Below are 13,392 nucleotides of genomic sequence, written 5' to 3'. Positions count from 1 at the left end.
ACGCGATTCGAGCAATAATAAACATCCATTAACGTTAGTAAACTCATGAAACTCTCCAGACAAGCGGCATATAAACAATTAAGCAGTGAGCATAGCAAGGTACAAGGGCTATCCCTGAGACGCCTGTTTGAAGAAAACAATCAGCGAGCAGAACAATTCAGCCTTGAGCTGGAAGGTATTTATTTCGACTTTTCTAAAAATCACTTAATAAGCAACACCCTTAAACAGCTTACGCAATTCGCACACGCATGCGAGCTCCCAAAAGCCATTGAAGCGTTATTTTCTGGGGAATGCGTTAATAATACCGAAGCGCGACCTGCACTACATACCGCATTACGATTTCAGGGCAATCCTTCAAGCGCAGAGCAAAACGCGGTACACGCAACGCTAATCAAGATGCAGTCATGCGTGGATAAATTGCATCAACAGCAATGGCTAGGACATACACACAAGCCCATAAACACCATAGTAAACATTGGTATTGGGGGGTCCGACCTAGGCCCAAGAATGGTGACCGAAGCATTATCCGAACACAAACAATGGTTAGGAAAAGTTAAGTTTGTTGCGAATATTGACGGCGCCGACCTCAGCGACACATTAGCTGAGATTGACCCTGCAACCACCTTATTCATTACCGCATCAAAATCATTTACAACAACAGAAACACTGACAAACACCTTGTCAGCCAAGCAATGGATAGTAGATAGCGGCTGCTCAGACACCGCCCTTGCTCAGCATTTTATCGCTATTACCGCGAATACTGCGGCAGCCATAGATATGGGACTGAGCGAAGAAAATATATTTAACATGTGGGACTGGGTGGGTGGGCGATATTCTCTTTGGTCTGCCATTGGTCTTCCCATTGCCATTTCAATCGGCATGGATAAATTTCGCGAGTTGCTAGCAGGCGCTCACGCGATGGATGAACATTACCGACAAGCACCTATTGAAAAAAATATGCCTGCTGTCGCTGCTCTATGCGGCTTTTGGTATAGTCAATTTTGGGACAGCCAGTCTTATGCCATACTCCCTTATGCACAGCGGCTCGCTCGCCTACCCGCCTTTCTACAACAATTGGATATGGAAAGTTTAGGTAAAAGCACCTCTCGAAACGGCGAACCCCTAACCTATTCGACGGGGTCCATTGTATGGGGCACCGAAGGCTCCAATGGCCAACACAGCTATCATCAATTATTGCATCAAGGGCAGCACACGATCCCCGTTGATTTTATTCTTGTCAAGCAATCGATGAGCCCCCATGATAAACAACACCAACAATTACTGGCCTGCGGCATCAGCCAATCTCAAGCATTACTACAGGGCAAAACCCTAACAGATGCAAAAAGAGAACTCAGACAACAGGGGCTAGAAGAAGAAGGCATTAATCGCTTAGCGCCACACAAAGTAGTAGCGGGCAACAAACCGAGCAACACGCTGATACTAGAAGCGCTAACCCCCTATAATTTAGGTTCGCTACTGGCTTTTTATGAGCACAAAGTACATGCACAAAGCATTTTATTAAACATTAATGCGTTCGATCAGTGGGGGGTGGAATTAGGTAAGCAACTAGCAAAACCCATTGCTCATGCATTGGAAACAGGCCTTAGTGATGAGACGTGGGATAGCTCAACTCAGCAATTGATCAATAAACTAAAATAACAACAACTAAGCCGGTAAAAGAAAGTGATTACACAAAAGTAAAGAAAACCTAAAAAAGAAAACTATCAATACGCCGTTAAAAAACAGGCCGCTCTAAATTAGCGCACTCCTGCCGCATACGCCCAACAGCCAAGATGGGATCAACCAACACATCACATACCAAAGGCCATGCACCTAAGCGCTCAATAACAGCTATCGCCCTAATTTCACTGTATGGCTTACTGGTCATTGCGACAAACATATCAATCGTCTTTTGTCTTAACACATCACTGAAACCACCCCAATGAATAATGCCAGCCTCAAGCAAAATTGTTTGCACACTCGCCTCCCAATCACCCAGCTCTACTGCTTTATTCCACACCTGCTCAAATTCATAATCAATTTGATCGCCAATCGATTTTAGTTGCAACAAACTCGCCCAAGCCATAGGCCATGTGGGACGCATTTCAATCGCACGCCGCAAGTGAGGCAACCCTTGATTCACCACACTCTGCGCTTGTTGAAATGACTCAATAGGTGCATCCTGTACAAAGAAGCGCCAAAAGTGCAGGCGCCCTAATAGCTCTGGATAGTTAGGATTGAAAGGGTCAATTGACATCCCCAGACTTGCCCATGCAATCGCGTCATCCCATTCTTTTTGAGTTTCGACCCCTCCCTGAGCCGACCACTGGCGCTCATAATCAAATGCCTGCCCTACAACCAGGCCAGCAACCGCTTTAGACAGCACAAAAAGAACCAGAAAAAGCAACGGCAACAAGATAAGATAACGCAGTTTACGCAGAACATTCATAGACAAGTCATTCGTTAATAGATAAAGCGAAATTATTCAAACTGGCAAGAAACAATCTTCCAAGGATTGCCAAGCACTAATCGATTAGCCACCTCCTCTCCTGCAATCAGTGCCGCTGCTTTCCTTCCCTCGTCGAGACTAGGAGGGCGACGCTTGAGATTATGTGCATCAGTCGCTAAAACAGTGACTACCCCCATTTCTAAGAGCTGAACTGCTCTATCTCTTGCCGTGGAGCCAAATCGTCCGGCAATTGACCCTGCAGTCACCTGAAATAAGCAGCCCGCACTAATCAAAGGCTGAATTTTTTCTATATCTCTTAAGATATCTTTATTTCTTTCGGGATGAGCGATCAATGGTCGAATATTGCGCTGCTTAAGCCACTGGATCATCTGCAACATGCCTGTGGGAATATGGCTATGAGGCATTTCAATGAGGATGACATAATTACTATCCCACTTGCCTAAAAAGGGAACTTGATGATTAGCTACCATTTGCAGAGCATCAAGACCAACCCGCAACTCACCCGACATACCAACGACGAGAGGAATACCTTTATCACCTAGCGCCTTACGGAAATTATCCACACTGTCACGAATAGTGAGGGCCTCATTAGACCAGCGACCCGGATGAATATGAGGAGTGACAACAGCGTGTGTAATACCTCTCTCAACCGCATGCTGTGCAAGGGCTAGCGATTCATCCATCGTTGATGGGCCATCATCAATTCCCGCCAATAAATGGCAATGTATATCTATCACAGCAAATACGTCCAACCCTGATTATTCGTTAAACCCTCAGACATCATACTTTAAAGGCTATGATTTAGTGTCACCATAGGCATAACCGTAGTTATCATAATATTCTGAATCATAACCTGACTGTTTTTTCATTTTATCAATGTCTACCTGATTCAATACTACACCAGAGAAACGCGCCTGCGTTTCACTAAGGCGGCGCAACCCCTTTTTAATCAGTGGCGTAGAAGATCCGTCAGAACGAACGACATAAATAAGTGCATCTGCATGACTAGCGATTACAATAGAATCACTCACCGCCTGAATTGGAGCGGAATCAATTAAGATTCGATCATACTTCTCTTTTAATGAGTTCATGACCATCGCAAATCGATCGCCAGCGATTAAATCAAGTGGGTTACCCAGCACCACACCGGCAGTAATAATATCTACTTCAGAATTAGGTAACCTAGAAACACACTCTTCTATACCCGCAGTACCTGCAATCAAATTAGATAGACCGGGGGTTAACAACGATATATCTAATGCTTTACCAATAGATGGCTTACGCATGTCTGCATCAATCAACAGTACTTTTTCCATTTGCCCTAGCGCATGCGCCAAACAAAGGGATACTGTTGATTTACCTTCATTAGGTACTGTAGAAGTAATAACGGTTACCTTGGCCGGCTTATCTAAGCAAGACAACACATAACTCGTTCTTATCGTTCGCACTGCTTCCGCAAAGTGCCACTTTTCATCAGAAAGAAAACCTAAAAATGGCGTTTCATCTTTATTCGATTTATCTAAAGGCAGATAGCCTAACAAAGGTACTTTTAATCTTTCTTCAACATCTTCGGGCGTTTTAATCGTATTATCTAACCAGTCGAGTAATAGGACGATACCTACAGCAAACAAGCCACTCAACAGCACCGCAGCCATCACTATTTTTTTCTTTTCTGGCTTTGATGGATAATCTGGTGGTAAGGCGGGATCAATAACACGTGCATTTACAGCTTCCAAACCTGCGGTCTCATTAGTTTCTTTACCCCGATTGAGAAAAACCTCATACACTTGACGGTTGGCATCTACCTCTCTCTCCAATTCTCTCAGTTCGAATTCTTTCCGGCTCACACCCTGCAGTCGACTTTTTACCACCGCTATTTGCCGCTTTAATTGCCTTTCAGCATTTTGTGCAGCGCGGAAACTGACCTTAAGGCCTGCAGCCACATTATCGACTTGAGTTTTTAATTCGCCTTCAACCTGGGATAAATCGGACAACGCTGAAACCATTCTCGGGTGCTTTTTCCCGTAACGCTCACCAAGCTCAGCAACTAATCTATTAGAAGTTGCCCTTGATTCAATTAAACCTTGAATGACTAAATTGTTAGCTACAACCGGTAGAGCCAGCATGCGATCAACACTAAGTCCACTGCCTGAAATCTGATCATATAATGTTTTGGCATCATTTTTTGTTCTTGTTGATTCGACTAAGCTCTGTGTTAATTGCTCAAGCTCTGCAACATCAATAGAACGTACATCACCGGTGTCAACGAGCTGCTCTCGCTCCCGAAAATCTTGCAAAACCCGCTCAGACTCCCTCAATGTTTGGCGCAAGCTGCCCAAACGATCACTTAGCCATGCGCTTGCTTTTTGCGTGACCTCCAGCTTTGCCTCTAGATGGCTTTCTATATATACCTCAGCAAATTCATTAGCGATATCTGCTGCCAATTGAGGATCTCCGGCAGATGCTTGAATGCTAATTAATTTAGTGCCATAGATGGGGGATATGGAGACAGAACGCATAATTCTATCTATGATGCTTTTACGTAAAACAGGATCATACTGATCTTCTTCATCCGCATCAGCAAGCCTAACAGGTTCATTAATCTCCGCTGAGCCCGATTGTTTATCTGCTTGACCTTGAGGCGAAACGAGCGAAGAAAATAAGGTTTTGATAGACTCAATAGATAATCGACTAGGCACCGCACCCGAACCATTAAACTGCGGGTTCTCGACAAGGCGCATACGATCAACCACACGCTCAGCAATAGCTCGAGATCTAAAAATTTCTAATTGGGTCCTCAAATAAGAACGATCCCTAGTATCGACCTGATAAACATCCTGGAAAGAAACAACATTGGCTCGCTGATCTTCAATGAGTAACGTTGTTTTGGCAAAGAAGATCGGCGGTAAAGACAGCGCGTAAAATATAGAAAATCCGCCCACAAATAAGGAAAACAATACAATTTTCCAAAGATTGCGCAACATCAAGCGATAATAATGTATAAGATCCATCGAGCTATCGTTAGGCGCTTTATTAACAACGTCACCATAACTTTGGTTACTATTATTAGGTGAAGAAAAATTAATTTCGTTCATAAAAAGAAAAACCTATTTAGGTTATTACATAAAATAACATGTGAAAGTTACTCAGAAAAAGCGCTGCTTTACTGTAATCACGTCACCAGGTTTCACGGAAGAATTTAAATCGACGCGCTGAGGTGAAGAGCGCCCTTCTTCTGTATCAGAAATAATATATATCTTGCCTTGAGAAGCTCGCGGAGTAAAACCTCCAGCTAAGCTAATTGCTTTTCTGACGGTTAATCCGGGGAGAAAGGCAAAACCTCCGGGCTGTCTTACTTCACCATTAACATAAAACCGCCGGTAGGTTACCACGGTGACACTCACCTTGGGATCTACTAAATAGCCATCTTTAAGACCTATCTCTATCTTTTCCTGAATTTCAGTAACCGTCAACCCAAAAACATTGAGCTCCCCCAAAAAAGGGTAAGAAATAACGCCAAGATCATTAAGCTGAGTCTCAACCGTCAAATCTTCTTCGCCATAAACGCGAATACTAACTACATCACCATAGCCCAATGAATAAGCAGGAGGTAAGTCTGCAACTACTGTGCCTGAAGTACCGCTCAAAAACATAAAAACAAGAGCATTGAGGCAAAGGCGCATTAATTTGGCGAGTTGACTATTCATATTGACCTAAAATTTTGTCGAGTAGCACTAACATAGAAAGACAGTCACTACAGGGAGCTACTGATAGATAGAATCAGCTTATTGTTATCATAATCACGTGATGAGTCACTCGACGCCCTTTTTTCTCTTGAAAGTCCCAAGCCAAGAGACATCCAACGGCGAAAAGCATAATTAACCTGAATCTGTGATTCGTTTGTCGTATCCTGACGGTTGGCATCAACGAAGGTATCACGCTGTCGGCCCAACGTTGTAGTTGTCGAAAAGCGATCGTTGAAATCGTACCTCCAGCCTAATTCAACACTATTACGATCAACAAAGGAGCCGATGTTATTCTCGCTATTTTCAGCACTCTTATTTGCTGTTAACGTGAGCGAAGAATGATCCACTGGAGACCAAATAATAGAAGCTTCACCTACTGATGAAGAGGTGTCACCCACTTGATTTACTAGATTATTATTGGCTCGGCCAACACTGAGCTCACCTTTAATAAGGTCCGTAATTTCCCACTCCACTCCTACCGAATAACTACGATCCTCTCGGTCATTAGCGCTATTCGCTCGAAATGTATTCTCCGAACGCCTAACTTCTACTAGTGCTCGCGTACTTGCACCCACACCTACAGAAAATCGAGCGCTGACACTATCTGTATCAGATTCCAAGATGTTTGTTTCAGACTGATTAGTGGTATAACGTAAGCTATTGGTCGTAAAACCAATAACTACTTGGCCTCTTGCTCCTTCGCTACCAAAGGTATAGTTAGCTGATAGTCCACGCCGCTTTGTTTTATCAAGTTCGGTGAGATTGAGCCCTGTTGTTACACTATCCACAGTTCGTTCATCATGACCTCTTACTTCACTCACTCCCAGCTCAATTAAATGCCTGATACTAGGCCGCCAACCAAGCTTCCCCTCAAGAGTATGGTCCGTGTAATCGTTGCTATCAATACCTGAGTAACGGCCATTTTCCAAACCATAAGCTATTTCGTACCGTGTCACTTCATTATCAGCTACCGCTGATAATTGAGGGGTAATGCGTGTTAATGTAGAGGATGTTTCATTACCTGCCTGCTCCAAAAAAACATTATCGTTACGCTCCGCATTCACGCCCAGCGTTGGCGTTACATCAAAAGGGCCTACATAGATGGCTGCAGGTTCCTGTTCTTGAGCAAAAACATTAGAAACACTAAAACTCAAGCTCGCGAACATGGCGGCAAAATAATATTTCATGGATTGATGCGATAAGCGGGATATCATATAAAATGCCTGTTTGGGTAACACGACAGAGATCAGACTGCCTATTTAGGTGACAATTCTATCACGCTAGTGCTGCACGGGGAATTATGATTGGCTCTGTTAAAAAGCACCATCAATATTAGTATAGTGTAAATACATCAAACTCAAACAATTGTTCGGTATCTAGCTCTTTATGAGGTTTAGCATAGAGGAGAACTGGGGGCGAATGATTATTACTCTCGTAATGTTCTTCAACATAAGTCAAAACAGCTTTAGAGTGGATCGAATAGGTATAAGATGTATAGCTAGTATGTAAAAACTCCAACCGAGCCTTTCCCGTAACACTGGAACTCGGAATCGAGGGCGGCCCTACCGACAACCCTAAACCACACGCTTTACTTAATGCTTCTTTTTGCGTCCATAAACACAAAAAAGCTTGCATAGGATCTTCTGAACACTGATAAATAGACAGCTCTTGCGGTGATGCTACCCTAGCTACAATATCATCAATTCGAATGTTCGATCGCTCAAACTCAATATCGACGCCAACCTGGGAGTACATTGATACAGCCAAAGCAACCCAACCATGGCTATGCGTGAGATTAAAATAAGGGGCATTAGGGTAGACGCAGACCGGTTTGCCATTAAACTCTGTAGAAAACTCTAAAGAAGCTGGAGAAACACTTAAATATTTTGAGAGTACAGCACGCTTTAGACTATGAGCGAGTATCTGAAGCTGCCGATCCTCAAGCTGTCGAAATCGGCCGGCTTTAGCATTCTCCTCTTCCGATAAGACAACAGATAAAGAATCAACATCAAAGTCTGCAGTCTTAGCGAAATAAATGGTCGATGCGTGAGCATTAAGAAACTCTACACTAACAGGTGCGTTACTCATCTTCTAATATCAAGGAAAGTACCCAGCAGATAAGATAACCCTATCTCCCAAGACGGCATTGGATAGCCCAGCACCCGTTCTAATTTGTGATTATCGAGAGTCGAATTTTTAGGACGCTTAGCGGGTGTGGGATAATCGCTCGTAGCAATAGGACGCACAATAGGCATAGATTCAATCACGCCTAATGCGTGAGCTTTATTAAATATTGACACAGCAAAGTCATGCCAACTCACCCTACCACTACACACACAATGATAAACACCCCAGCTTATTGGTTGTTGCAACAGGTAACGATTGGCAAAGATAGTGATCACGTCAGCAATATCACCAGCGTAAGTTGGGCAACCATATTGATCAGCAACCACCGCCAACTCATCTCTTTCCTTGGCCAGTCTCAACATTGTCTTTACAAAATTATTACCTTGAAAACCAAAGACCCAACTCGTCCTCAATATAAGGTAATCCGACATTGTAGACTGTACAGCTAACTCACCTAAGCACTTGGTCTTACCATAGACGCTTTGGGGGCCGACAAGGCTATCCTCGGTATAGGGCTCAGAACCAGCGCCATCAAATACATAATCTGTCGATAGATGAATGAGAGGGATAGACCGGCTCACGCAGACTTCCGCCAAGCGCTTTACCGCTAGATGATTGATTGTATCGGCTAAATCGGCCTCTGACTCCGCTTTATCAACGGCTGTATATGCCGTGGCGTTAACCACAATAGCGGGATCATATTGCGCTACAGCGCCAGCAATCTTATCCAACGCTGTCATATCTAGCTCACACCGAGATAACGCAATCACGTTATATCCTGCCTGGGCAAGAGATTCATGGCAGGCTGAGCCAACTTGGCCCGTAGCACCGATTAATAATACCTTTGCTTGAGAACTCATGATGAGCCGCGACTCGTCATAAATGACAGGTCTTTCAATAACGGTAAAGACTTATCTTTTTCGGACAGAGAAATATCATCAAGAAGCGGCCAAGCAATATTAATCGACGGATCGTTCCACAAGACGCCGCCTTCATCACTAGGATCATAGTAATCTGTACACTTATATTCAAAATCGGCGGTTTCCGAGAGCACTAAAAAGCCGTGCGCATAACCCGGCGGTACCCAAAGCTGGCGTTTATTGTCAGCACTTAACATTACACCTTCGTACTGCCCATACGTTGGAGACTGTGGATTAATATCAACAACCACATCATAGACTTCTCCAGTAACTACGCGAACTAACTTTCCTTGGGGCCTGGTCTTTTGAAAGTGCAAGCCTCTAAGCACACCTTTTGATGATCGCGAGTGGTTATCTTGAACGAACTCGACATCATCCCCCAAACACTCTTGATAGCGCTCTCGCTGATACGTTTCCATAAAAAAACCACGGTTATCACCGAAAACCTTAGGCTCTATAATCAATACGTCTTGCAAAGTTGTTTCTATTACATTCATTAAATTATCTTCTTTCACTGAAAATTAGCGGCTGCTCCGTTTAACCTCCCAACCACACACGGCGGGCATCTAAAAGGACAAAGCCAGACTTAAAGAGAGCGGAACCACTTAAAACTCCAGCACATCAAGCAAATACTTACCGTAGCCACTTTTGATCAACGGTTTAGCCAAATCGCGCAGCTGCTCCTCACTAATCCATCCCATTCGCCACGACACTTCTTCGGGACAGGCAATTTTTAAGCCTTGGCGCTGCTCAAGTGTTTGTACAAACTGCCCAGCTTCCATTAGCGAATCGTGTGTACCTGTATCTAACCACGCCGTTCCTCGCCCCATCATCTCAACCGCAAGCTGCTGTTTCTCCAGATAGACTTTATTGATATCTGTAATTTCCAGCTCTCCACGAGGCGATGGCTTGATCGACTTAGCAATATCTACCACCTGATTATCATAGAAATACAAACCGGTCACCGCGTATCGAGATTTTGGTTTCTCTGGCTTTTCTTCAATCGACGTCGCTTTGCCGTTATCGTCAAATGCGACCACGCCAAAACGCTCAGGATCTCTGACAGGGTACGCAAATACCGTCCCGCCTTTTTCACAGCGCGCCGCACGCTGAAGAGACTCACTCAAACCATGTCCGAAAAATAAATTATCACCTAATACCAACGCACAAGAATCATCGCCAATAAACTCTTCACCAATGAGGAATGCCTGAGCCAAACCATCGGGTGACGGCTGCTCTTTATAGGCAATTGACAAACCCCATTGACGGCCAGAACCCAAAATTTTCTCAAAGCGCCCAATATCTTCAGGCGTAGAAATGATTAAAATATCCTTTATACCCGCCAACATCAGCGTAGTGAGCGGATAATAAATCATTGGCTTGTCATATACTGGTAGTAATTGCTTACATACCCCTATAGTCACGGGGTGCAAGCGTGTGCCAGAGCCACCCGCTAAAATAATACCTTTCACGTTATACCCTCATTAGATCATCAAGATAATGAATTGTAAGCGATGGGCGCTAGACAAGCCCTAAGCGCTGCCCCTGATAAGAACCATCTAAAATGCTTTGCCACCAAGACTCGTTACTTAAATACCATTCAACAGTTTTGCGTATTCCCGACTCAAACGTTTCTTCGGGAACCCAACCTAACTCTTTTTGAATTTTTGAGGCATCAATTGCATAACGTACATCATGACCAGGACGATCATCCACAAAAGTGATTAAATCATGATACCTATCAATACCATCAGGCTTATTGGGTCGCAATTCATCTAAAATTCCGCATATGGTTTCCACGACTTCAATATTTTTACGTTCATTATGCCCACCAATATTGTAAGTCTCACCAACACTTCCACTGCACAGAACACAATAAAGCGCTCTTGCATGGTCTTCAACATAAAGCCAATCACGAATCTGTGAACCATCACCATAAACAGGTAACGGCTTACCCGCTAATGCATTAAGAATAATAAGAGGAATAAGCTTTTCTGGAAAATGGTACGGGCCATAATTATTCGAGCAATTCGTAACCAGCGTTGGCAGGCCATAAGTGCGATGCCACGCTCTCACAAGATGATCAGATGCAGCCTTACTCGCAGAATAAGGAGAGCTCGGCTCGTAACTGGTCGTTTCAGTAAATAAGCCTTCAGCCTCTAAATCACCATATACCTCATCAGTAGAAATATGATGAAACAAAAAGGCTTGCTGCTCAACGTCTGCCAATGAAGCGTAATATTTACGGGCAGCTTCCAGCAACACATAAGTCCCCATGATATTAGTCGCCATAAACTCACCGGGACCATCAATTGAACGGTCAACATGAGATTCAGCCGCTAAATGCATCACTCTATTCGGCTGATACGTTTCAAATATACGCCGCATAGCCGCAGAGTCGCCAATATCTGATTGCTCAAAATGATAGCGATCAGACTGGGAAACTTCTTTTAGAGAAGATAAATTCCCGGCATACGTCAGCTTATCAACATTAACAACATGATCATTTGTATTATTAATAATATGTCGAATAACCGCAGATCCAATAAATCCTGCGCCACCGGTTACTAAAATTGTGTTCATGTTTTTTGCTCTACTAAAAAATAAAAGTACAGGCTATACCGCCCGATTTTCTCAGCCTGGAACACGAGGTTCAGCCACTAATAAAGATCGGCCCAACGCTAAACTCGCCATCATAAATATTGGGAATAATGAAATCATACTCGTTGTTACAAGAATAAAAGCCATCACAACATTTAAGATCAAATACATAATAATATATCTATCCCTATCATTATTCGGGTCATATCCCAACATCACTTGCTTAAGCAGCGGTATGATGACAGAAAGATAAATCCCCACAAATAATGCTAAACCAACATAACCGTACTGAAGCGCTATCTGAAGGTAAGCACTTACGATATCAATGATACCCAGCCCCGTCACCAAGTGATCAAAATAGCCACTTGTCAGATAAAATGGCGAGCCAAATAAAGGGTGCTGCTGCAAATACAGCCAAGCTGTATCGTAGAGGGACGATCGATAATCAAAGGTTCCATATTCATCCTCATACACAAAGAAACTGGTTATATCTAAAGTAAATTCCAGCACCATAAACAACACTAACAACGCACTACAGATTACTCGTTGCGCGCCTTGTAATCTAAGGAAATAAAAGTACATGCCAACGCCCATAATAAATCCGAACAAGCCTGCTCTAGAGCCGCCAAACAAAACACTTAACGCAAAAGCGCCAAGTAATAGAAAGTAAACAGCTAAAGGAATGAATCGATACTTTTTCAGCATTTCTAGCGCAAGAAAGCCTGCTAGCATTAAAAAACTGACCAAGACACCAGACAGAGGCCCCGACAATCTCAAAAAGCCACCGCGAAATTCACGTAACATGTTGTAACGACTACGGGGGTTAAGCGCCTCATAAATATCTATTTTTATCACTTGGCTGATAATAAAAACAGAAGCCAGTAAAACAGCAGCAATGACAAAGGCTAGTGAACAGTAATGCATATCCTTATCAGTACGAATAATACGACTCATGACAAAATAGGGGATCGCATAGGTAAGCATACTATCCACGAAGTAACGCAAAACTGTAGTAAATTTACCTTCACGAAAAGTCAACAATGTCGTCAACACAACAAAAGCTAACACCAATCCATCCGTCAAATTCCAAGAAATTTTATACTGTTTAAACGCCATAAATAGTAACGGACACAATATTGATAGCACCGCAACCTTATCGAATGACAACACTAGCAAGTGGTTAATACCTGGCGCTGACATTCGATATTCTACCCAATCTGGCACGGCACTAACTATTGCAATAAAAAATGCAATAGCGATAACTGGCGAATGCTCTTTATTAAGCAGGACTAGCAATGGAATAGCAACAAGCAACGTTAGTGTTTCATTATGAATCAAGAAAATAAAAGGCAGAATCGACACCCAAAATATGAGCGCCTGCCGACCAAAGCCAGAGATAAAAATCCTATGATTGACCGCGACAAAACAAGCCATTGAAAAAACGATAAACAAAGCGAGTTTCAAACCATAAATAAGCATATTTACATCTTCGCCCTGTGAATAGCGGCTATATTAAATAGAGCTCGCT

At 43.2% G+C, this 13,392-nt stretch carries 12 protein-coding genes; 1 reads left to right on the top strand and 11 read right to left on the bottom strand.

The window, feature by feature from the left end; genetic code table 11:
- Positions 1-45 precede the first annotated feature (45 nt).
- A complete protein-coding gene (gene pgi / locus ACZ5O6_RS02620; RefSeq protein WP_447092101.1) occupies positions 46-1,659 on the top strand; it encodes a glucose-6-phosphate isomerase in 1,614 nt (537 codons plus the stop codon).
- Positions 1,660-1,735: 76 nt separating this feature from the next.
- Here the strand turns inward: pgi and ACZ5O6_RS02615 are convergent, their stop codons facing one another.
- The 11 genes from ACZ5O6_RS02615 to ACZ5O6_RS02565 all read right to left on the bottom strand — a co-directional run bounded on the left by ACZ5O6_RS02615 (position 1,736) and on the right by ACZ5O6_RS02565 (position 13,343).
- Positions 1,736-2,449 (bottom strand): hypothetical protein, encoded by a 714-nt coding sequence (locus ACZ5O6_RS02615; RefSeq protein WP_447092102.1) that lies wholly within the window; start codon positions 2,447-2,449, stop codon positions 1,736-1,738.
- 32 nt (positions 2,450-2,481) lie between these two features.
- Positions 2,482-3,207 carry a tyrosine-protein phosphatase gene (locus tag ACZ5O6_RS02610; protein ID WP_447092103.1) on the bottom strand — a complete coding sequence of 242 codons (726 nt, stop codon included), beginning with the start codon at positions 3,205-3,207 and terminating at the stop codon, positions 2,482-2,484.
- 57 nt (positions 3,208-3,264) lie between these two features.
- On the bottom strand, positions 3,265-5,565 hold the full coding sequence (locus ACZ5O6_RS02605) for a GumC family protein (protein WP_447092104.1): 2,301 nt from the start codon (positions 5,563-5,565) through the stop codon (positions 3,265-3,267).
- A gap of 51 nt (positions 5,566-5,616) precedes the next feature.
- Entirely contained in the window at positions 5,617-6,177 is a 561-nt protein-coding gene (locus ACZ5O6_RS02600; RefSeq protein ID WP_447092105.1) for a polysaccharide biosynthesis/export family protein, read from the bottom strand.
- A 47-nt stretch (positions 6,178-6,224) separates the two neighbouring features.
- A complete protein-coding gene (locus tag ACZ5O6_RS02595) occupies positions 6,225-7,430 on the bottom strand; it encodes an outer membrane beta-barrel protein (RefSeq protein ID WP_464283530.1) in 1,206 nt (401 codons plus the stop codon).
- 118 nt (positions 7,431-7,548) lie between these two features.
- Complete coding sequence (locus ACZ5O6_RS02590) at positions 7,549-8,304, bottom strand: 4'-phosphopantetheinyl transferase family protein (protein ID WP_447092107.1); 756 nt, start codon at positions 8,302-8,304, stop codon at positions 7,549-7,551.
- Positions 8,301-9,203 carry a dTDP-4-dehydrorhamnose reductase gene (gene rfbD, locus ACZ5O6_RS02585; protein WP_447092108.1) on the bottom strand — a complete coding sequence of 301 codons (903 nt, stop codon included), beginning with the start codon at positions 9,201-9,203 and terminating at the stop codon, positions 8,301-8,303. Before rfbD ends, ACZ5O6_RS02590 begins: the two co-directional genes overlap by 4 nt.
- Positions 9,200-9,760: a dTDP-4-dehydrorhamnose 3,5-epimerase gene (rfbC, locus tag ACZ5O6_RS02580; protein ID WP_447092109.1), complete on the bottom strand. Its 561-nt coding sequence runs from the start codon at positions 9,758-9,760 to the stop codon at positions 9,200-9,202. The genes rfbD and rfbC overlap by 4 nt, the downstream gene beginning before the upstream one ends.
- Before the next feature lie 108 nt (positions 9,761-9,868).
- Positions 9,869-10,735 carry a glucose-1-phosphate thymidylyltransferase RfbA gene (gene rfbA, locus ACZ5O6_RS02575; RefSeq protein WP_447092110.1) on the bottom strand — a complete coding sequence of 289 codons (867 nt, stop codon included), beginning with the start codon at positions 10,733-10,735 and terminating at the stop codon, positions 9,869-9,871.
- A gap of 49 nt (positions 10,736-10,784) precedes the next feature.
- On the bottom strand, positions 10,785-11,846 hold the full coding sequence (gene rfbB, locus ACZ5O6_RS02570; protein ID WP_447092111.1) for a dTDP-glucose 4,6-dehydratase: 1,062 nt from the start codon (positions 11,844-11,846) through the stop codon (positions 10,785-10,787).
- 51 nt (positions 11,847-11,897) lie between these two features.
- Positions 11,898-13,343: an O-antigen ligase family protein gene (locus ACZ5O6_RS02565; RefSeq protein ID WP_447092112.1), complete on the bottom strand. Its 1,446-nt coding sequence runs from the start codon at positions 13,341-13,343 to the stop codon at positions 11,898-11,900.
- Positions 13,344-13,392 lie beyond the last annotated feature (49 nt).

This window comes from Eionea flava, from assembly GCF_055393785.1.
This window is presented reverse-complemented; position numbering and strand designations above follow the sequence as displayed.